17 protein-coding genes and 3 pseudogenes are annotated in these 19,767 nt (G+C 54.3%); 4 read left to right on the top strand and 16 right to left on the bottom strand.

What is annotated here, in order from left to right; translation table 11 throughout:
• Nucleotides 1-230: 230 nt before the first annotated feature.
• The 13 genes and pseudogenes from GHN86_RS15350 to GHN86_RS15290 all read right to left on the bottom strand — a co-directional run.
• A complete protein-coding gene (locus tag GHN86_RS15350) occupies nucleotides 231-764 on the bottom strand; it encodes a hypothetical protein (RefSeq protein WP_153382708.1) in 534 nt (177 codons plus the stop codon).
• 171 nt (nucleotides 765-935) lie between these two features.
• Nucleotides 936-1,553 carry a hypothetical protein gene (locus GHN86_RS15345; protein WP_153382706.1) on the bottom strand — a complete coding sequence of 206 codons (618 nt, stop codon included), beginning with the start codon at nucleotides 1,551-1,553 and terminating at the stop codon, nucleotides 936-938.
• Nucleotide 1,554: 1 nt separating this feature from the next.
• Nucleotides 1,555-2,475 (bottom strand): annotated as a pseudogene (locus tag GHN86_RS15340) (Clp protease N-terminal domain-containing protein); the annotation flags it as partial.
• 151 nt (nucleotides 2,476-2,626) lie between these two features.
• The gene (locus GHN86_RS15335) at nucleotides 2,627-3,118 is read right to left on the bottom strand and encodes an Hcp family type VI secretion system effector (protein WP_153382704.1); all 492 of its coding nucleotides are present in this window, start codon (nucleotides 3,116-3,118) and stop codon (nucleotides 2,627-2,629) included.
• A gap of 14 nt (nucleotides 3,119-3,132) precedes the next feature.
• Nucleotides 3,133-4,872, bottom strand: coding sequence for an OmpA family protein (locus GHN86_RS15330; protein ID WP_153382702.1), 1,740 nt, complete (start codon nucleotides 4,870-4,872; stop codon nucleotides 3,133-3,135).
• Between the two features lie 7 nt (nucleotides 4,873-4,879).
• Complete coding sequence (tssL, locus tag GHN86_RS15325; RefSeq protein ID WP_153382700.1) at nucleotides 4,880-5,566, bottom strand: type VI secretion system protein TssL, short form; 687 nt, start codon at nucleotides 5,564-5,566, stop codon at nucleotides 4,880-4,882.
• The gene (gene tssK, locus GHN86_RS15320; protein WP_153386875.1) at nucleotides 5,563-6,918 is read right to left on the bottom strand and encodes a type VI secretion system baseplate subunit TssK; all 1,356 of its coding nucleotides are present in this window, start codon (nucleotides 6,916-6,918) and stop codon (nucleotides 5,563-5,565) included. Before tssK ends, tssL begins: the two co-directional genes overlap by 4 nt.
• A gap of 23 nt (nucleotides 6,919-6,941) precedes the next feature.
• A complete protein-coding gene (tssC, locus tag GHN86_RS15315; protein ID WP_153382696.1) occupies nucleotides 6,942-8,480 on the bottom strand; it encodes a type VI secretion system contractile sheath large subunit in 1,539 nt (512 codons plus the stop codon).
• Nucleotides 8,481-8,514: 34 nt separating this feature from the next.
• Entirely contained in the window at nucleotides 8,515-9,018 is a 504-nt protein-coding gene (gene tssB, locus GHN86_RS15310) for a type VI secretion system contractile sheath small subunit (protein ID WP_153382694.1), read from the bottom strand.
• A 564-nt stretch (nucleotides 9,019-9,582) separates the two neighbouring features.
• On the bottom strand, nucleotides 9,583-10,566 hold the full coding sequence (locus GHN86_RS15305) for an XdhC family protein (RefSeq protein WP_153382692.1): 984 nt from the start codon (nucleotides 10,564-10,566) through the stop codon (nucleotides 9,583-9,585).
• Nucleotides 10,553-12,772, bottom strand: a complete 2,220-nt coding sequence (locus GHN86_RS15300) for a xanthine dehydrogenase family protein molybdopterin-binding subunit (protein WP_153382691.1) — start codon at nucleotides 12,770-12,772, stop codon at nucleotides 10,553-10,555. Before GHN86_RS15300 ends, GHN86_RS15305 begins: the two co-directional genes overlap by 14 nt.
• Nucleotides 12,769-13,767, bottom strand: a complete 999-nt coding sequence (locus GHN86_RS15295; protein ID WP_153382689.1) for an FAD binding domain-containing protein — start codon at nucleotides 13,765-13,767, stop codon at nucleotides 12,769-12,771. The genes GHN86_RS15300 and GHN86_RS15295 overlap by 4 nt, the downstream gene beginning before the upstream one ends.
• Nucleotides 13,767-14,261, bottom strand: a pseudogene (locus GHN86_RS15290) ((2Fe-2S)-binding protein); the annotation flags it as partial. The gene GHN86_RS15295 and the pseudogene GHN86_RS15290, both read right to left, overlap by 1 nt.
• A gap of 249 nt (nucleotides 14,262-14,510) precedes the next feature.
• Between GHN86_RS15290 and GHN86_RS15285 the strand changes: the two are divergent.
• The 3 genes and pseudogenes from GHN86_RS15285 to GHN86_RS15280 all read left to right on the top strand — a co-directional run.
• Nucleotides 14,511-14,997 (top strand): annotated as a pseudogene (locus GHN86_RS15285) (substrate-binding domain-containing protein); the annotation flags it as partial.
• 307 nt (nucleotides 14,998-15,304) lie between these two features.
• On the top strand, nucleotides 15,305-15,592 hold the full coding sequence (locus GHN86_RS23685; RefSeq protein ID WP_228385002.1) for a hypothetical protein: 288 nt from the start codon (nucleotides 15,305-15,307) through the stop codon (nucleotides 15,590-15,592).
• Between the two features lie 154 nt (nucleotides 15,593-15,746).
• A complete protein-coding gene (locus GHN86_RS15280) occupies nucleotides 15,747-16,034 on the top strand; it encodes a hypothetical protein (RefSeq protein ID WP_153382685.1) in 288 nt (95 codons plus the stop codon).
• Between the two features lie 9 nt (nucleotides 16,035-16,043).
• Here GHN86_RS15280 and GHN86_RS15275 read toward each other — a convergent pair whose 3' ends face one another.
• The 3 genes from GHN86_RS15275 to GHN86_RS15265 form a co-directional block, all read right to left on the bottom strand.
• Nucleotides 16,044-16,319: a type II toxin-antitoxin system RelE/ParE family toxin gene (locus GHN86_RS15275; RefSeq protein ID WP_153382683.1), complete on the bottom strand. Its 276-nt coding sequence runs from the start codon at nucleotides 16,317-16,319 to the stop codon at nucleotides 16,044-16,046.
• Nucleotides 16,319-16,591: a CopG family ribbon-helix-helix protein gene (locus GHN86_RS15270; protein ID WP_153382681.1), complete on the bottom strand. Its 273-nt coding sequence runs from the start codon at nucleotides 16,589-16,591 to the stop codon at nucleotides 16,319-16,321. Before GHN86_RS15270 ends, GHN86_RS15275 begins: the two co-directional genes overlap by 1 nt.
• A gap of 138 nt (nucleotides 16,592-16,729) precedes the next feature.
• Nucleotides 16,730-17,653, bottom strand: coding sequence for a 1-aminocyclopropane-1-carboxylate deaminase/D-cysteine desulfhydrase (locus GHN86_RS15265; protein ID WP_153386873.1), 924 nt, complete (start codon nucleotides 17,651-17,653; stop codon nucleotides 16,730-16,732).
• Nucleotides 17,654-17,843: 190 nt separating this feature from the next.
• Here GHN86_RS15265 and mrdA point away from each other — a divergent pair, with 190 nt between their 5' ends.
• Nucleotides 17,844-19,739, top strand: coding sequence for a penicillin-binding protein 2 (mrdA, locus tag GHN86_RS15260; RefSeq protein WP_153381111.1), 1,896 nt, complete (start codon nucleotides 17,844-17,846; stop codon nucleotides 19,737-19,739).
• Nucleotides 19,740-19,767: the final 28 nt, after the last annotated feature.

Raw genomic sequence — 19,767 nt, 5'->3', positions numbered from 1 at the left:
GAAAGCCTTGGCTATGCAATATGATGCTCCTGCGTCAATTCAATAACCGTGTTGCACTCAGCTCCTGCAACCGCCATCGATAATATTTTAATCATTATTAGACAGCTATTAAAGTGATGTTTTAAGACTGCCGTAATCTCACGCTTGTACTTTTGGCGATCAAATAGGCCTACCACTACCTATATTGATAGGCCGAGTTACCGCTGCAACGGAAAATCTTTGAATATAATTCAATGTAAGGCCTCATCCATTTTCGAGCTATCATCAGGGAAAAATACAAATCCATTACCTCTAACATGCACACCCTCCACATCCTTAATTACGTCGCTACTTATATTCTTATTCCCAAAAGAATTTGAGAAACATGTAAATGTTTCATCATATGAAAATCTTTCGCCTGATTTTTTTACCTCTAAAAAAGCTGTCGCACCCAATGTCTCCTGCGGCACACCGAACACGTATGAATACCCACCTCTATTGAAGCCAAAAAACGTGATATACGTATTCAAATCAACCCATCGAAAAATTTGTTTCCTCGCAGAAAACTTAACATCCAACTCAACTTTCGAATAACGACCAATTCTATAATGTACGAGCCCTTCGCGGGTAGCGCAAATTGACGCATACTTCCCTTTAACTGTCTCGCAAGAGGCAACATTCACTTCAACAGCTCTGCACAAATTTCTTTCATCTCCCACAGCCTTCGAAAGGGAGAATATGGCAATGTGAACAGCGCATAAAAAAGACAATAATTTGATATTCACTTAAGTACCCCTTCAATCAAACTATATGCCTGCTTCCTCTCGCTCTTTATTCCGCCCCCAAGACCAGCTCTATTTCTTATCTCTCAGCCTGTCTTTAGCTCGCTTATGAAAATATCCCTAACACCTCCCATGAATTTGCTCCCATAAGACGACAGGTTCAATAAATTATTATCAACGCTCACAAAAATCAATATCTTCACACCGAACCCATTTTTCGATAGGTTTTCCGCCCTTTGGTTGATAGCTAACTTTGATAAAGGAATTATTTGAGCTAGATAATACTGAGACAACATCGCCACGAATCAGGTAGGATTGAGTAATATCCAATGACGATGGCGAACTATACAGATAAGCTTTATCAGAACTGACAAACTTTATAGCCATGCTAATCATGGTTTGCGTAGAGACTAACTTATCACCTACCGATAAAATGCCAACTGACTTCAAAGCAGCTTTTAGCTTTTCAGTATTTTTCGTATCCCCATCACGTTGTAGCAGAGCCAGCATGTCTGCATACGTTTTTTTGTTTGCATCATGCGGGGGGTCGCAAACTAGCAAATTATCAAATGTCGTCCCCTCTAAAAAATATGCGCGAATTCTAGGAGAGGAAATCTGGTTTAAGTCTTTAAAACCCGACTCATAATCCTTGTAGATCTTACTGACAGTTGGTGCCTCTTTAAAAGAGTAGTCACTCACACTATTGATTGAACTGCTCCAGTGCCTAGCCCCACTCCATTCGCCACCACACTGCTCTCCACTTTCCACATTAACAACACAACCATCGTTCATTAAATAACAGCACCGGATGTTCGGATTGTTGCACGGCGTCGATGACGTTTTTCAGGCGTTGTTCAAACTCACCTTTGACCCCGGCACCCGCTTGCAGCAACCCCAAGTCAAGGGTGCGTACGCTGACCGGCTTGAGGCTGTCAGGCACATTGCCCTCAGCAATGCGCAATGCAAGGCCTTCAACCAAAGCGGTTTTGCCCACCCCCGGCTCACCCACCAGGATCGGGTTGTTTTTGCGTCGCCGACTGAGAATATCGATCACCTGACGGATTTCATCATCGCGCCCCAATACCGGATCAATGTGCCCTGCTCTGGCTTTGGCCGTGATGTCCTGGGTGAATTTATCCAGCACAGCCAGCAGCGCTTCGTTCGTGGCTGAACTGGGTGAAGGCATCGATAGCGGATTTGCAGATACGCCTGTTTGCTCCAGAGCGGCAGCGTGTTGCACCTGTGGACGCTCTTCGGAATGCTGATCGAGCAAGGCAAACAAACGGTCCAATTGCGCATCGCTGAGGCTGAGCAACGGCCAGGCCGCTTCGCACGCAAGCAGATGCGGGGTCTGTATCAAAGCTCCCAGCAGGTGCGCCGAACGCACACTCTCGTTGTCGTCCATTGAGGCACGCAGCCATGCCTGTTTGATCAGGTTTTCGAGCCCTGGGCTCAGCTGCGGTTTGCTTTGCACGCTGCGTGGCAAACGGTCTAGATGATCCAGCAAACCACGCCATAGGGCGTCCATGTCCCATTCGTAGCGACGTGCAATCAGCGTCAGATCACCCTCGCCTTGCTCAAGCAGTTTGAGCAACCAATGCTCGACGGTAATCTGTGCATGAGCGCGACTTTGGCACATTGAAGCCGCCGCACTCAGCGCTTGAGCACAATAAGGATTAAGGCGGCGAAGTAAACGGGCGGAAGTAGGTGCCATGCGGGTGCGTCCTTGTTCTGGAGTCTCGTTGCGTTATCGATTGCGCAGCGGTGGTTTGAAACGTGTGTGTTTGGCTGAGCGCCCGCGAACGGACGCTCAACCCAACACACTGGGTACCAACAGATTCAAGTTGTCTGTCGGCCTTCAGGCATTAAGCGCTCGGGCGAGCGTCCCAAGCGTCAGACCATTTGATGTTGCCGTCCGTGTAATTCCAGGTGATTTTCTCGTAACGCAATTCAATCTGTTCGAGATGGTTATGTTTTTGCTTGGCAGGGTCTTTGATGTCGTGCATTTTCGGGGCGACTTTCACCACCTTGACGTTTTCCAGTGTGGTGATGAAGTACTCAACTTCTTGACCGGCATCGTCAATGCGGTACCACTTGAACTCAGCACTTTTAAGCGTCTGACCCGTGGCTACAGCCTTATAAAAGTAAGAGCTGGAAACATCGATTTCCTTGGTAAACACGAAGGGCGTATGCACGCGAGTCCCGGTCAACTTGCCCGTATTGTTGTCTGTGGGGATGTACACGCTATGGTCTTGAGAGAGCACTTCAATACTGCCTTCGCGATTTTGAACATTCACTGAACCTTTGATTGCAGCGCCGCCATCATCTTGCAGCCACAGGTAAACGGGAATTGCCATGTGAAGCTCCTTTTTCAATCATTAATTGCCGCATGACGCGACAGGTTTTGCCTGCCTGGTTTCGCAGTGGAAAGCTCGCAGGCCCCCACTTCCGGCACCAGACGGATATCGACGCGGCGATTCATCGCGCGCCCGGATTCGTTGTCATTACTGGCGATGGGTTGGCTGGCGCCAAATCCCTGTACGGCAAAGCAGGCGTCAGGAATGTCGCCCATACGTTGCATCCAATCACGCACTGCAGCAGCACGTGCCCTGGACAACTGGAGGTTGTGCTCGACGTTACCCGTATCGTCGGTGTGCCCGGCGATAACGATCAGCCAACCGGGTTGCGCCTTGATATCGGTCAAGGCATTGATCAACACCTTGGTCGAGTCAGGCTTTAGCTGGGCGCTGCCGGTACTGAACAACGACAGACTGTCCAGCCGAACAGCACGCGGAGCATTGACCGGGACAGCAGCCATGGCGGGTTGCCGATGACTGGCAATGACGGCCAACAGGGGCGCACGCAAACGCTCCCCGCGATAAAGGCCAAGGCCCAGCGACACCGGCTCACCATGGCGGTAATAGTTGTCCAGCCGAAGAGCGTCCTGACGCAGAACGGACACTGCGTCTTCACGCAGAACAAACTCGGGCTGCTCCCGACGTTCAGGCGCAATAATCGATGTGTAACGACGCAGATCATCGGTGACCTGACGGGCCAACAAGGTGTTTTGCCAAGCCGAATTGGCCAAGGCCACGAGCATGGCGGCTGCCAAAAGCCACGCGGCAATTACACCCGCCTGCTGCACGGCAGAGTACTGAATGCGCGTTGGAATCAGGTGAAGCAAGGGATCGGGAAATGGCAAACGTATGCCCGCCACCTCTTTGGGTTGTTGGCTACCAACCAGTGTGGTTTTTCCCTGCAGCCACTGTTGCCATAGGCAGTGTTCCACTTTCTGTACCAGTACCGGTACACAGGTGACAGCAATGGTCTGGACCATGATCAGAGGATAACGAGCGTCACCGGAGGTGAAGTGCGCAAGGACGGTTTCAGTCAACCAATGCGCAGCACTTTTCAACTGCACGCTGGTATTGAAGCGTGCAACAACCGTCGCGTAATCGTCGGCCTCACGCTGCCACTCGGCCATACCTGCAATCGCATTAGCTTCATGCACTGATGGACTGTCCTGACCTGCTTGCCAACTAAACCAAGGGCCTTCACCTTGAGCGGCTTGCAGGTAACTCACCACGAATAGAGAAAGAACGATGCCTCTCTTGCGCAGGAGCAAGAGCTGATGACAAAACGCTTGTATCTGGCCTGCCAGAGCGCCGCCGTCGGTATGCTCACCTGGGTTGACCACATACATCACGCTCAGTTGCCCACCCCACTGCGGGCGCATAGACAGCAAACTGTCCGCGACGATGGGCAGTTGTGTCGCACCACAGACCCGTACGTAGCAACCTTGTTCGGTCACGCGCAATGCCAACTCATCGCTTGCAATATCGCCAAAAAGACCGGTCAGGGCATCGCCACACACCAGAACTACAGGCTGGCGGTAAGCTGAAGGCGGTAATACGCCATGGTCTGCCAATACCAGCGATGGGTGATTGAGTTCCGATTTTTGCCCGTAGCTGCGCCAGATGAAGGCAAGACTGCAGGCCACCGCCAGAATCACCATCAAGCGTACCCACGTACTTGCCGGGATAACGCTGAGCAATATCAGGACTAACGCCCCCGCCCACAGCCAGAGACCTCGCTTGAGTTTGAATGTCATCTGTCTGTCACGCCTGACCCGGCAGCAGGGCCGTAATCATTGCATCCAGCAGATGGTTGAGCCCCCACCAAACACCCAGCAGCAATAACGCTATCGCTGACAGATTGCCCAAGGGTGAACGCCAAACACTTAAGCCGTGGGTTCGTCGCCCAATAACAGAGCGCGCAGTCATACCCACATTGATCGCCAACGGGGCAACTCGCTCTGTCAGCGCTGCCAACAGCAACTGACGCTCAGGTGCTTCAAGTGTTCGATAACGGCCGTGAAAGCCCAGCATTAGCACTCGCTGAAACGCAGTCACTGCATGCATATCAGGCGTAGGCTGATGCACGACCTCACGCATGTCTTCATAGAGAGACTCGCCCGCCTGATGGCTGTTGAAGAACTTGGCCTGCAGAGGCTCGCTGGCCCATGTGGCATGGGCGTCATCTTTGGCAAACGTGAGCACGGTTTCATCCAGCAGAGCGCATTGCGCATGACTGATATGGTCAATGCTGATCTGGCTCAAGCCCGCCTGCTTGAGCTGCTGACGAACACGCTCAATTAGCTCTACACAAAGCGCCCACAACTGCGGGCTGTTAGGCACCTCTGCCCCTTGGCGCAATGTCACAACCAATAGATAGGTGTCTTGCAGCACCCCATCAATGACATCCACTGGGCTTTGGAACTGTTTTTTTGACTCATTCATATTCATGTGCGCAACACCGCGAACAGTTCTAGTTTCACGTCGGCCAATGTGCTTGGCACGTAGAAGGCACACACCCCTTCACTCAACATGGCCCGCCCTTTCGCATGGCCAAGATCAAGCGCGAAGTACTGATTCTCCAACCGCAACGGAATCGCTGCCGGGACGTGGCTAAGCGACTGCAATGGCACACCTTCAAGCGCAACATTGACCAGGTGATCGACCTCGTCGGGTGTACCGACTTTGCACAAACGCGGGAACTGTTCCTGCAACTGCACGGCAGGTAGTCGGCAACGCACAGAAAGGTAAAAGTCCGCTCCATCCGGCTCACGCAAGCGCGCATCATTGAGACTCACCTGCCAGCGATTAGCCCCTCGCTCCTCCAATTCCAGAGCGATAACCCTCGACGGCAGACTCGCTTCCAGCAAGGTTGAAAGGGTGCTCATCAACGGTGGGAAAACGCTTTCCAGTTGCTCATGCCGATAAGCTGGAATTTTGTCGATGTCATGTTCCAGAGAAAAGGTCAGCAGGCTGCCAGCCAGCTTGACCAGCTCCAGATAGACTTGCTCGGGGTGCCTCGCAGGATGAGCCTTGATATCGGCCAATACCGGCTGATAGGTGTTCAAGGCATTGAGTAGCCAGAATAAAGACACGTCCGCCACCGCGAAGTCGGCCATGCGCTGATTGCTTTCGCGACGCATACCCATCAGTCGCTGGCGTTTGGCGGACAACTGGGTCAATAGATTATCCAGTTGCGTCAGCAAACCTGAGTGAGCATCAAAGTTGAGCAGTGGTGGTACATAGCTGGAATCAAGACTCCAGTTGCCATGACCGTCGCGCACCAATCGTGCCAATGGGCATGTTATGTAATCACCGTTTTCATCGCTGTCCAGACGCAGGCTTAACGCGTGTTCAAGCACGCCAATCGACTGCATCTCATCGGCATAGACGTCCTGGACTTTGCGCCAGTCTTGTCGATAACGGATGGGCCGTTCTGCCCTGCCACCCTCAAGCAAACAGTTATTGCCATTGGCTTGCTCCAGTGGCAAGGCCAGGAGCAACAGGGCGGACTGAATATCGTCGGGCAGCAGTCCAGCCAATTCCAGCGCAGGAGGTAATCGATCCACGAGATCTGTATCGATCAATACACCATCGGACATGCGCAAACGAATATGAGCGGCCTTGAGCTTGCCCAATCGCAAGGCCTCCAGGTCAAACATAACCGCCTGCACACCCCACGGGTGCACCAAAGACAGATGAGCCAAACGGTCATTGGCCCACGCTTCCCAGCGGGCCTGCTGCTGGAATTGTTGCGGAGACAGTAAAGTTCCCGCGGCCCACATGGGGCGGTCGATCTTCATGGAATCGTTTCCCTACGAGTGAATCAGGCTTTCGCTTTAGGCATTTGTGAAACCAGCGACAAATTGACGTCCATCCCTTCCACCTGAAAGTGAGGGACGGCATACAATTTGACGCGGAAGAAACCCGGGTTATCGTCGATATCTTCTACGATCACTTTGGCTTCACGCAGCGGGTGTGATGCTTGAAGGTCATCGCCAGGGTCAGTCATTTCGGTGACCAAACCGCCGATCCACTTGTTCAGCTCCAGCTCTAACAAGCGACGATCTTTGGTGGTGCCGATGTTTTCGCGCTGAATCAACTTGAGGTAATGAGCGATACGCGACAGTAGGAAAATGTAGGGCAAGCGCGAGTTGATACGGCTGTTGGCAGTGGCATCTGGCGTGTCATACAACGCCGGCTTCTGGGCGGAATTGGCCGAAAAGAAGCATGAGTAATCGCGATTTTTGTAATACGAAAGCGGGATGAAACCGAGATTGGCGAATTCAAATTCACGGGTCTCCGGAATCATCACCTCAGAAGGAATCTTCACTTGGTTGCCTGTACCCAGGTCGTACAAATGAATCGGCAGATCTGTGACCGCACCGCCAGACTGTGGTCCGCGAATTTGTACACACCAGCCATTAGCGATGAAGCTTTTCATCATGTTTGCAGCGAAGGCAAAGGAGGCGTTAGTCCACAAATATTTATCGTGATCCGGGCCTTTAACGCTTTCGACGTAATTGAAACTGCGTACGGGAATGGTGTCGGGCCCATAAGGCAGTCGACCCAGAACGCGAGGCATTGTAAGACCGATATAACGGGAGTCATCGCTGTCGCGGAACGCCTTCCACTTAATGTATTCAGCACGATCAAAGTAGTTGCCAATATCTTTAATGGCAGCCACTTCTTCCATCGACTCCTTGCCGAAGAACTCCGGGCCTACGGCCCCAATAAATGGCATGTGAGCGGCAGCGGACACTTTTGAAATATTGCGCAGCAGGGCAATATCCTGTGGACCACGACCGAACTCGTAGTTGGATATAGCCGCCGCAATCGGCTCACCACCCGGTGTGTCGTACTCTTGCGTGTAGGTATGGAGATACAAACCACTTTGAGCGATTTCCGGTGCATCGTCGAAATCTTGAATCAGGTGATCCTTGCTGATATCCAACAATTCGATGCGCACGTTCTGGCGAAAATCAGTCTGATCAATCAGCGATTTCACTCCCCGCCACGTCGACTCAACGCGCTGGAAATCAGGATGGTGCATGACAGCATCCAATTGACGGCTAATTTGCGCATCCAATGAAGCAATGTGTTCATCCAGAAGCGTTTTATCGAGGCGCTCAACTTTTTGCGACGACTTTTTAAGCAGGTTCAAAAATACACTGACAGCGGCGGTCACGCGTTCATCGGCAGACGCGTCGGCCAACGCCTCAGCACTCTGAAAGTATTCGATACCCGTCAGTTGCGCGACCGGACTGAGATTGATCTTGCCAAATAAGTGCCCGTATACACTTTGGCTTTCATCAGCCATAGCTACCGCACTGCGCGAAGATGCAGAGGTTTGTTCTTGAGACATGATTTGTATTTCCTACACAACGAACCGTGGGTAATTAACGAGTTTCCTGGGGAGCCAAAGCAGCCAATTCCGCTCGCAACTCATCACTCAACGCATCATCCTTGAGGATGCGCTCTAACTCGTTACGGAAGGTAGCGTTGTCCAGCAGGTTCGATTTGAGATCACGCAACAGGTTACGCATCGCTAACAAAGCACGTAGTTGCGGTATTTGTCGGGCCACCTGCTCGGGCTCAAAGTCTTTCATATTCTGAAATTTCAACTCGACGGCGGTGTCTGAGTTGTCATCAACCAACGTATTTTCCACTGCCAAGTTCAAGGCCGGAGAAAACTCAGCCAATACGCTGTCGAAATTATTTTTGTTGATGTTGGCTTTACTTCTTTCGGATAACGGGCGCTGTTCCTTACCGTTACTGTAATCGCCCATCACCATGAGTTTGAGGGGTAACTCGACCTTCTTCTGTGCCCCGCCCGTATGCAAGTCCAGCTTGATATTGATCCTGGCCTTGGGTACTTCATTTTGAAAACTATTCGAAGCCATAATTCCTCCGCAACAATAAGACTTGAATTCATACCCGTAGCCGACTTTAAACCAACGCCCGCCATGGCAAATAAATCCCCTTTCTAAAGCGATGTACTAGTCGTACTGGTCAACTTGTATTGAGCCCACCTACAAGGTTGAATTATCTGAATACAATAATCCACCCCCAACAGAAAAATCGGATAGATCCTTAGCTGCAATAAGAAATTCCCTACAATAATATTCGAGGGAATGTGATCTGCCACCCAGATGTCTTTCAACCTCTCGATGCCAGGACAACTTAATGATCAGTACGACCCTACTAATAAAAACTTGTAACAATAGTTTTCAATTACACCCGACTATCATTCCGTGCCTTCAATTCAGCAAGAACCGCACCTGTACTTGATCCTAATAAAGCGCTCTAAGACTATTCCGTCACGATCGTAAGAGTTTTCTCAGCTGTATGTCATCCGCACCTTAAATAAACAATGGGTAGACGATGGCATATTTGGATTAACACCAGACATGCCCGACAAATTGCACTTGTCGGGCACGACCAATACGATCAATGAGTTGAAACACTTAGTGAGTGACAGTGCCCAGAGTGGAGTGACTAATACCATTGGAGACGCGCAGAATATCGGCCATGACCGCCAGGGCAATTTCAGCCGGGGTTTTGCTGCCAAGGCGCAATCCTATCGGCGCATGGATGCGGGCCAATGCCTGAGCATCGAGCCCGCCAATACGCTCCAAGCGCTCAAATCTTTTGGCACTGGTGCGTTGAGAGCCCATGGCGCCAATGTAAAAAGCATCGGTTCTGACGGCTTCCATTAGGGTCAAGTCATCCAGCCGAGGGTCATGGGTCAGGGCGACGACTGCGGTGGTGGCATGACAGCCGTTTTCTTCGATATAGGCCGAGGGCAGGCGCTTGTGAACCTGCACACCGGGCATGGAGAACCGCTCGATGACCTCTGGCCTTGGATCACACAGGATCACTTCATAGCCCAAAGCCAAGGCAAAACTGGCACAAAACTCGGCCACCGGAGACAAACCGGCCAGCAGCAACCGCCGCACAGAACCCACCCTGATAGCAACCTCATCGACCTGGCGCGATACCCTTGGCCCGTTTTCATCGCTGCGCGCCAGGCATCTGCGCGAACTGCCGAGCTGAATGGTTCGAGTGGCCAGGTATTGCCCGCCCAGTGCGCACTGCATGGCCTGTAGGTGTTCGGCTGTCTCTTCGCCGGCGGGCATGTACTCAATCAATACGTCCAACACGCCGCCGCAGGGCAAGGCCACATTGGGTGCCAGCCCTCCCTCGCCGTAGCGCACTACATGATTGTGTTCAGCAAAATGGCCCTGTGAGAGACGCTCCATAAAGTCTTCTTCGACGCAGCCACCTGACAACGAGCCGGTGTATTCACCCGTCGGCAACGCCACCAGCATGGCACCCGGGCCACGCGGCGCAGAGCCGAAGGTCGACACAACCGTACACAGCCAGATGGATTGACCCGTAGCTATCCAGCCCTGGGCGCGCTGCACAACCTGTAGATCAAGCGAGTCCATGCATCAATTTTTCCTTGGTGATGGGCAGGTCACGCACTCGTATGCCGGTGGCGTGGTACACCGCATTGGCAATGGCCGCGGCCAGTCCGGTGATACCAATTTCGCCGATGCCGCGAGCACCGAATTCACTGAAGTTGAGGTCGGGATAATCCAGCAGGGTGATATCGATATCAGGCTGGTCGGCATGCACCGGCACCAGGTATTCAGCGTAATTATTGTTGGTCGGCAATCCGCTGCGCGGGTCGTTCTCGCCCGCCTCGAACAGCGCCATGCCAATGCCCATGACAATGGCCCCTTCCACCTGATTGCGCGCGGCCAGCGGGTTAACCACCTGGCCCACGTCAATGGCGCTGACCACACGGGCCACGCGCAAGTGCGAAATGCCGGGGTCCCAACGTACTTCCACAAAATGTGCGCCAAATGATCGGAAGGAATAGGTATCGGTTTTGGCGCCCCCGCTCTGGTAGTTGCCTTCAGCGTGAGCCACCTGCTGTGAATCGAGGATTTGACCGAATGAGGCGCGCTGACCGTCACATACCAAGTACCCTTCTTCTACCTGAAGGTTTTCGGTTTTTTGACCTTCAAAGGGCGCCCCTTTCAACACGGCGATCTGGCGCAAGTTGTCCAGCGCTTGTCGGGTCGCGCCGGCGATGGCAGACATGACACTCGAGGTAGCCCACGATCCGCCGGACATTGCGCCGGGCGGGTACGCGGAACTGCCCAACTGCACTTCAATGCGCTCCAGCGCCAGCCCGGACAACTGGCTGAGCGTCTGCGCTACCACCGTGTAAGTGCCGGTGCCTATATCTTGCAGGCCGCATTGCGCCAACGCCGTACCGTCCGCACGCAGAAGCACTCGGGCATCGGTCGGTACTTGAGACGCCTCCCAATTACACGCGCCCATACCGTAGCCAATGATTTCGTCGCCTTCGCGCATGGAGCCGATTTCAGGGTTGCGCTGCTGCCAGCCGATTTTCTGCGCCGCGACGTTCATGGCCTCTTCAAGGTGGTTGCTGGACCACGGCAGGTCGACACTTTCATCCTTGGCAGCCCGATTGAGCAGGCGAAAAGCCAGTGGATCGATACCCGCGTCCAGCGCCATTTCATCGATGGCCGACTCAAGGGCAAATAAACCGGGGGCGGCACCGGGAGCCCGCATCGAGGTGGGCGTGCCACGGTTCACCGGCACATTTTTATGGCTGACCAGCACATTCGGGCAGGCGTACAGACTTTTTGTAACGCTGGCGCAGGTTTCGGTATAGGCATCGGTAGTAGACGTGCTGTTGATTGACTCATGGCGCAGCGATACCAGTTTGCCTTTGCTGTCTGTGGCCAGACGCATGCGTTGCGAGGTTTGCGGGCGATGGCCACTGGTGGTGAACATCTGCGCTCTGGGCAACATCAATTGCACAGGTCGACCGGTGATTTTCGCCGCCACGCAGGCGGCTATGGAATGCGGCCACGGCCATAGCTTGCTGCCAAATCCTGAACCGATAAAAGGTGCACGTACTTCAACCCGATCAGGGGGTAAATCGAACACATTAGCCAATACATTGCGATGGTTGACCACGCCCTGAGTGCTTTCGTACACAAAAAGACAGCCCTCCTCCCACCATGCCGTGGTCGCGTGCATTTCCATCGGGTTGTGATTTTCGACGGGTGTGGTGTAGGTCACGTCAATTTTTTTGGCCGCAGAAGCAAATGCGGGCTCCGGTTTGCCCCGTGAGTGCCCGCCTGCGCCGTCCTGAGCAGCCTGTGCCTTCAGGCCTTCGGTCAGGCTGGTTATCGGCTCGGCAACTTCATAGTCCACCGACACCTGATACGCCGCGGCCCTGGCCTGTTCAAAGGTTTCGGCTACTACCAGCGCCATAAATTGACCGGGGTATGACACCTGATCATCTTCGAACGGGGTGCGAAACTCATCGACTTTGCTGGCATTCAAAATTTTGCTCATGTCCATCGGCGTGGCAGGCGTGCGATGGAGTTTGGGGCAATTGAGATGATGCACGATGCTGACGACGCCAGGCATTTGCAGCGCCTTGGCATCATCAATCGTGCGTATCTGGCCGCGAGCTATAGTGCTGTACACACCATATGCATACAGCAGGCCCGGCATCGAATGATCGGCGGCATAGTCAGCTGTACCGCTGACCTTTAGCCGCCCGTCAATCCTGCGTTGAGGAACACCGATAATGGATTCGTTCATACAGACTCCTGCGCCGTCAGGTCGCGAAGGTTGCGCGCAATGACCTGCTGGCCGAGGGGGATTTTGTAAGCATTGTGCGCGTAGGCCCGCGCGTCTTTCAGAGCCATTTCGGCCACCTCTGACATGAGCTGCGCAGACATTCTTTGCCCGATGAGGTGCTGTTCGGCTTCAACGGCACGCCACGGCTTGGTGGCCACGCCGCCGAGGGCAATACGCGCCTCGATCACGGTGGGCCCGTCCATCACCAGAATGATGGCACTCGACGCCAGTGCGAACTGGTAAGACGTGCGGTCGCGCAGTTTCAAGTAGCCGGAACGACTGGTGCCCAGCGGCGCATCCAGGGTCACGTGGGTAATCAGTTCGTGGGGCTCAAGGGCATGTTCACGCCACGGCGTGTCACCGGGCAGCAGATGGAAATCAGCAAAATTGACTTCTCGTGACTGCCCCTGCGGGTTTTGCAGCGTGACCTGCGCACCAATGGCCGCCATGGCCACACACATATCGGAAGGATGGCTGGCAATGCAGTGATCGCTGGTTCCCAGCACGGCATGCACACTTCGATTAAGCCCCCCAAGCGCTGCGCACCCCGAGCCGGGCTGGCGCTTGTTGCAAGGTGAAACCCCATCGCGGAAATAATTGCAGCGCACCCGCTGCATGACGTTGCCAGCGGTGGTGGCTTTATTGCGCAACTGCGTGGAAGCCCCGGCCATGATCGCTTGAGCCAGCACCGGGTAATGTGTCACGACCTGCGGATGACGCGCCAGCGCGGTATTGCTGACCAACGCCCCGATGCGCAAACGACCGTCGTCCAGGGTTTCAACCTGCTGCAAGGGCAATCGGTTGATGTCGACCAAATGGTCAGCCTTAACCACATCCAGCTTCATCAAGTCCAGAAGCGTGGTGCCGCCTGCCAGATACCGGGTCAGTTCCAGCGTTGATGCCGAGTTGACAGCATGGGCGCACGACTGCGCCCGCACGTAATCGAAGGTCTGCATCAGACACCCCCCGCCATTTTGACGCGCGCCGACTGCACGGCCGCCAGAATGTTTTTATACGCACCGCAGCGGCAGATATTGCCACTCATGGCCTCCCTGACGCTGGCATCGTCCGGCGAAATGCCAGGATCATTAAGCAAGGCCACGGCGCTCATGATCTGCCCGGTGGTGCAGTAGCCACATTGAAAGGCGTCATGTTCCCAAAAGGCTTGTTGCACGGGGTGCAGCGCGTCGCCCTCAGCCAATCCCTCGATGGTGGTGATGCTGTCGCCATCGTGTTGAACCGCCAGTGACAGGCACGAGTTGATCGCCACACCATTGACCAGCAACGTGCAGGCACCGCATTGGCCGTGATCACAGCCTTTTTTGGTGCCGGTCAGTTGCAAACGGTCGCGGACCACATCAAGCAAAATCGCATTGGCAGGCACCTCCAGCGGGTACAACTGCCCGTTGATCTGAAGTGTTATCGGTTGAGCGTTCGCCGCAGGACAGTGTGTGTCTTCTTTGAGGCGCAGGGTTGTTGGGTGTTCTGTCATCAGGGTCACCTTTGGCTAAGGGAGACACGTACAGAGCGGTTACACGTAAACACCCCAATGGCGGCTACGTCAGGTCAAACCACACTTACGTCCGGTGTTGTCGGTGAGGGTCGTAAGTAATGGAGGCATGCCCGGGGCAATTAGTTTCGTGCGCAGGCCATTTAAAATCGTGAAGCCCTACAAGGTTTTTCCAAAAAACTGGCGCGCCATAAGAAACGCTATCGACGAACAGCCTTGTAGTGAACAGCAACACAGGTGATTTCAGCGTACGGAGCGCCGCGATGGCTACCTCAACGGCGTTGGCGAATTGGGCTTGGAGCCGTGGGTGTTTACGCCACAGGAGGGGCTTGCGCCCTTTGAAGCCGGCAAACAGGCCATGCAAACGCTGATGCAGGCCCCTGCCCCACCGGATGCAATCATCTTTGCCAACGACAACCTCGCGGCGGGCGGATTACTCGCCGGGCAGCGCGCAGGGCTGAAGATTCCCCAAGCCTGTGCAGTGCTGGGTTTAGGTGATTATCCATTTGCCGAACTGTTGCTGCCGAGCCTAAGCACCCTCAAACCGCCCGCACTGGAAATCGGGGTATTGGCGGCAACTCGGGTGCTGGAAAGTTTGGGGGTTTTGCCACTGGAGGACGATGTGCAGCGGCTGAACCTGCTGGAATGTCAGGTGATTGAGCGGGAAAGTACGTGAACACTGGCAAACGGGCATGAAGTGGCGGAATTAAATTATTTTCAGAAAATTCCTATTTACTACTGATGCCAGCAGATTCAGGGTGCTGCCTGCTAATTAAACCCTTTCACTCATTGCCATCAACTCGATGTGCTCAAGGAACAGCACACTCGCGCCAGTGACAATTGGAAAGTAGTCCAAAGCACCCAAAGATCCGGATCATACCCATGAATGCATCAATACCCCTGTTGTATACCAATGAAGTCTCCCCAGAGTTTCTACGAACGCTGGATAACTTGCTGCTACCTCCACCAGCGTCGCAAGTTGTATGAAGAAGCTATTGGCTGCTTTAGCGTTGGCGGTGTTGGCTGTGATCTACACAGGCTACTATCAAGCCCTTGAAGATGGCGATATTGAGACTATTTTGTTCATCAAAAGATACCCGACATTTCAACTAAAATTTTTCAACATACACGCCAATGATGGCGAAATCAGGCAAGTTGAACGTCTCACAGACAAAGAACGAATGTGGATCATTGACTACTGTAGGTACCGACTTGGTATTAACACTGAACTGAAAACACAGAACGACATTGAGAGGTGTAGACAGAAATAGATTAATCACAACAAACTCAACAGTATTGGCGGGCACCAGAATGATCAAGATCAGGATAACGATGGCAAATTTGTCCTGAAAACATCGGGATGGAACTGGTGAGAAATATTCGTACGCATACACAGTTACTGCCATCCCCTCGGGCAGTCACTGAATGAAGTATTTCATATTGGCGGGGCTACTTGCCTTACTGGCGATTCTAAATATTGGCTATTACGAGCAACACTCAGAGCATGAAACGCACACCCTTTTCTTTGTGAAAAAGACGCCTACATTAAGGGTTAAGTTTTTCAACATTCATGCCAATGACGGAGACTACCGGCGAATAGAAACATTGAGCGATGATCGACGGCAGAAGATCATGGACTACTGCAAGTACCGATTGGGTATAGAAACAGAAGTGAACACACAGGCAGATGTGGAGATGTGCGCAACGTTGTAGGTGACGGGATCAACGATTTTCACGGGTATGCCACACGCGCAATAGATAGAGCGTGGAGTTCACAATTTCATAGCGCATCTCGTAATTGCCAACCAATAGTCGGCGCACGTCTCGCGGTTCAAACTCTTCCAGTCGCTCACCGATACGCGGGTTTGCAAGAAGGCTGGTGGGGGCCGTCGTGAGCTGCTGCACCGTGCGTGCAGCAGCGGGTTGATGCACCGTAGAGAGGAAATCGTAAAGCCGGCTGAGGTCGCGCAGCCCTTGGTCTGTCCACTTCAATTCCATCAGCGAGGCACCGGCAGTGGTGTGTCAGTGCTCAGGCTGTCGGCCCACGCCTGAACGGCCTGATGATCAATAACACGGCCTGCATCCACATCGTCCAGCGCTTCACGAGTCAAACGATTGCGTTCTTCCTCTTGCTCGATCCAGGCGGTCAGCGCTTGTTTGACGATCCAGTTTTTGGATCGCTCCAAACGCTCAGCCATCACGTCTACTTTTTCAGCAAGCTCTACAGGTACGTGGGCCGTTACAGATCGGGTTTTTGTTGCAGTTACCATGATGAGTTCACTCCTGAGGCAGGATTGCTTTCGCCACGAGGGCTTATTGAATCGCAGTTAATCATGATTAATCATTGCTCACCACAAGTGTGTCGATCCCAGACAAAATGTCTGACGAACGACCGCCAGCGAAGCTCATCAAGCCTCGCTTTCAAACCCCCGGCGGCCTTGCAACCCTCCGGTGTGAACGAACACCAGACGCTGACCTGTGGCGAAGCGCCCGGCTTCTACCGCTTGTTTGAGAGCCAATAGCGCTTTGCCGGTATACAGCGGCTCCAGCAGCAGCCCGCTGGCGGTTTCGCTGTCATGGATAAACCCCATTAATGTGTCATCCACTCGGGCAAAGCCACCGCGACTGGCGTCGATCAGTTCAAGGGTGCTTTGCGAGTGCCCGGCCGCCTGCAAAATTGCGTCCACCTGCGGCGCCACACCATGATCCTCGGGCACGGCCAGCGCGCCATACACCGTGCGCTGTGGCGCTTCAGCCAACAGCAAACCGGCCAGCGTGGTGCCGGTTCCGGCGGCCAGCCACCAACCGTCATAATCGTCCCAGCCCACGTCACCCAACTGCTCCCGCACCTGTCCGACCAGCGTCTTGCAGCCCAGCGCACCGGCCAGCCCGCCGCCCCCTTCCGGGACGGGATGAAACGCCGGGTAGCGCGCGTGCCACGGTTGCCAGAAACCAGCCTCATGCCGCGCCCGGTAACCGGCAAACCCTAGCCAGTGCAACTGCATGCCGAAACGTTCGAGGTCGCGGGTGGTCGGGGTGTGTTGGGCATGGCCACGTAAGAGGCCAACGGTGGGGAAGCCAAAACGCTTGCCCGCAGCGGCCAAGGCATGCAAATGGTTGGAGTGCGCCCCGCCCAGACTGATCAGCCCCTGCGCACCGCACGCGTGCGCGGCCAACAGGTGTTCGGTGAGCTTGAACCACTTGTTGCCACTGATCAGCGGGTCAATCTGATCAAGACGCAACACCGCCACCTCGACACCGGCCCGTTGCAACCAGTCAAAGTGCAAGCGTTGCAGCGCGGCGCGTGGCTGCCAATCGATCAAGGGCAACATGCAGGTCCTGTCCATTCAATTTAAAAAAGACGCGAGTTTACACCTCGGCAGCCTGTCGGCTTTCATCTTGCACGCGACCAATAATCTGACTCGCCCTCGGCCTTCTTGGTAAGGTGTGCGCCGACTTTCGTAGCCCGCTAACGATCTGCGGGCTGCTGCTTTCAGTTTTCTGACGTGAGACACCCCTGATATGCCCGAGCCGATCCCTCTAAAAGATCACGACTCCGAAAAGCGGCTGGTCAACAAAAGGCTGATCGCCTGCGCCGCGCTGGTGCTGGCCATCAGTTGTGCGCTGGTCGGGCGCATGTACTTTCTGCAAGTAACCGAGTTCGCCTACAACTCAACGGTGTCCGAGAACAACCGGGTACACGTGCTGCCCATCCCGCCGGAACGCGGGTTTATCTATGATCGCAATGGCGTGTTGCTGGCCGATAATCAGCCCAGCTTCAACATGACCATCACCCGCGAGCGGGCGGGCGATACCGCCAAAGTGCTGGACTCGGTGATCAGTATTCTGCACTTGCCCGAAGAAGACCGGGCCGTGTTCGCCAAAGCCATGAAGCAGGCGCGCCATCCTTTTGACCCGTCGACCCTGCTGTACGAATTGAGCGAAGAGCAAATTGCCCTGCTGGCGGTTAATCAATACCGCCTGCCGGGCATTGATGTGGACGCCCAATTTGTCCGCCATTACCCGCAGGGTGATCATTTCGCCCATTCCGTGGGGTACGTCGGGCGAATCAACGAAAAAGAAGCCAAACAACTCGACCCGACGCAATACCGGGGCACCCAGTCGATTGGTAAAACCGGCATCGAGCGTTTTTACGAACCGCAATTGCACGGCACGGTCGGTTTTGAAGAAGTCGAGACCAATGCACAAGGCCGCGTGATGCGCGTGCTACGCCACACGGACGCCGTGGCCGGTAAAAATATCGTGCTCAGCCTCGACATCAAACTGCAAGAAGCCGCCGAAGAAGCCCTGGGCGATCGTCGCGGTTCAATCATCGCGCTGGACCCCAAAACCGGTGAAGTGCTGGCGATGGTCAGCAAGCCCAGCTTTGACCCCAACCTGTTTGTGACCGGCATCAGCTCCAAGGACTATTCGGGGCTGCGCGATTCTCTCGATAAACCGCTGTTTAACCGGGCTTTACGCGGCCTGTATGCACCCGGCTCGACCATCAAGCCGGAAGTGGCGATTGCCGGTCTCGACAGCGGCGTTATTTCCGCCTCGACGCGGGTGTTCGACCCCGGCTACTTCCAATTGCCCAACGTTGATCACAAATACCGCAACTGGAACCACAGCGGCGACGGCTGGGTCGACCTGAACGCCGCCATCATGCGTTCCAATGACACCTACTTTTATGACCTGGCCTCAAAACTGGGCATTGATCGCATGCACGATTACATGTCGATGTTTGGCGTCGGGCAAAAAGTCTCGCTGGACATGTTCGAGGAGTCATCCGGCTTGATGCCCTCACGTGACTGGAAGCGCAGCACCCGCCGTCAGGCCTGGTTCCCCGGTGAAACGGTGATTCTGGGCATTGGTCAGGGCTACATGCAGGTCACGCCCTTGCAACTGGCGCAGGCCACCGCATTGATCGCCAACAAAGGCGTGTGGAATCGACCGCATTTGGCCAGAACCATTGACGGCACGCCCCCGGTAGACGAACACCCGATCGCCAATATCGTGCTGCACGATCCCAAGGAATGGGATCAGGTCAACCATGCCATGCAGTTGGTGATGCATGACCCGCGCGGTATTGCCAGAGCCTCTGCCACGGGTGCGCAATACCGCATCGCCGGTAAGAGTGGTACGGCGCAGGTGGTGGCAATCAAACAAGGCGAACGTTACAACCGGCTCAAGACTGCCGAGCGTAATCGCGACAACGCCCTGTTTGTTGGCTTTGCCCCGGCAGAAGACCCGCAGATCGTGATTTCGGTGATGATTGAAAACGGCGAAGCGGGAGGCCGGGTGGCGGGCCCAGTGGTGCGTAAAGTGATGGATGCCTGGTTGCTCGACAATCAGGGCGCGCTCAAACCGCAATACGCCAGCCCGCAGATCAAGCCCCACACCCGCCCGGCGGTGTAAAGGCCCGTCCAGTGACTGACGCCATTGA

Source organism: Pseudomonas helleri (assembly GCF_009600315.1).
GTDB classification, from domain to species: domain Bacteria; phylum Pseudomonadota; class Gammaproteobacteria; order Pseudomonadales; family Pseudomonadaceae; genus Aquipseudomonas; species Aquipseudomonas helleri_A.
The sequence above is the reverse complement of the archived record's forward strand: the minus strand, read 5'-3'. Positions and strand labels throughout refer to the sequence as shown.

Coding starts and splice junctions, on each gene's coding strand:
- GHN86_RS15275 (WP_153382683.1), bottom strand. CDS start 16,319: ATGGAATTGAAGTGGACAGACCAAGGGCTGCGCGACCTCAGCCGGCTT.
- GHN86_RS15345 (WP_153382706.1), bottom strand. CDS start 1,553: ATGAACGATGGTTGTGTTGTTAATGTGGAAAGTGGAGAGCAGTGTGGT.
- GHN86_RS15270 (WP_153382681.1), bottom strand. CDS start 16,591: ATGGTAACTGCAACAAAAACCCGATCTGTAACGGCCCACGTACCTGTA.
- tssK (WP_153386875.1), bottom strand. CDS start 6,918: ATGAAGATCGACCGCCCCATGTGGGCCGCGGGAACTTTACTGTCTCCG.
- tssB (WP_153382694.1), bottom strand. CDS start 9,018: ATGGCTTCGAATAGTTTTCAAAATGAAGTACCCAAGGCCAGGATCAAT.
- GHN86_RS15330 (WP_153382702.1), bottom strand. CDS start 4,872: ATGACATTCAAACTCAAGCGAGGTCTCTGGCTGTGGGCGGGGGCGTTA.
- GHN86_RS15305 (WP_153382692.1), bottom strand. CDS start 10,566: ATGGACTCGCTTGATCTACAGGTTGTGCAGCGCGCCCAGGGCTGGATA.
- GHN86_RS15295 (WP_153382689.1), bottom strand. CDS start 13,767: ATGCAGACCTTCGATTACGTGCGGGCGCAGTCGTGCGCCCATGCTGTC.
- GHN86_RS15335 (WP_153382704.1), bottom strand. CDS start 3,118: ATGGCAATTCCCGTTTACCTGTGGCTGCAAGATGATGGCGGCGCTGCA.
- GHN86_RS15280 (WP_153382685.1), top strand. CDS start 15,747: ATGAAGTATTTCATATTGGCGGGGCTACTTGCCTTACTGGCGATTCTA.
- GHN86_RS15265 (WP_153386873.1), bottom strand. CDS start 17,653: ATGTTGCCCTTGATCGATTGGCAGCCACGCGCCGCGCTGCAACGCTTG.
- tssC (WP_153382696.1), bottom strand. CDS start 8,480: ATGTCTCAAGAACAAACCTCTGCATCTTCGCGCAGTGCGGTAGCTATG.
- GHN86_RS23685 (WP_228385002.1), top strand. CDS start 15,305: ATGAAGAAGCTATTGGCTGCTTTAGCGTTGGCGGTGTTGGCTGTGATC.
- tssL (WP_153382700.1), bottom strand. CDS start 5,566: ATGAATATGAATGAGTCAAAAAAACAGTTCCAAAGCCCAGTGGATGTC.
- GHN86_RS15300 (WP_153382691.1), bottom strand. CDS start 12,772: ATGAACGAATCCATTATCGGTGTTCCTCAACGCAGGATTGACGGGCGG.
- mrdA (WP_153381111.1), top strand. CDS start 17,844: ATGCCCGAGCCGATCCCTCTAAAAGATCACGACTCCGAAAAGCGGCTG.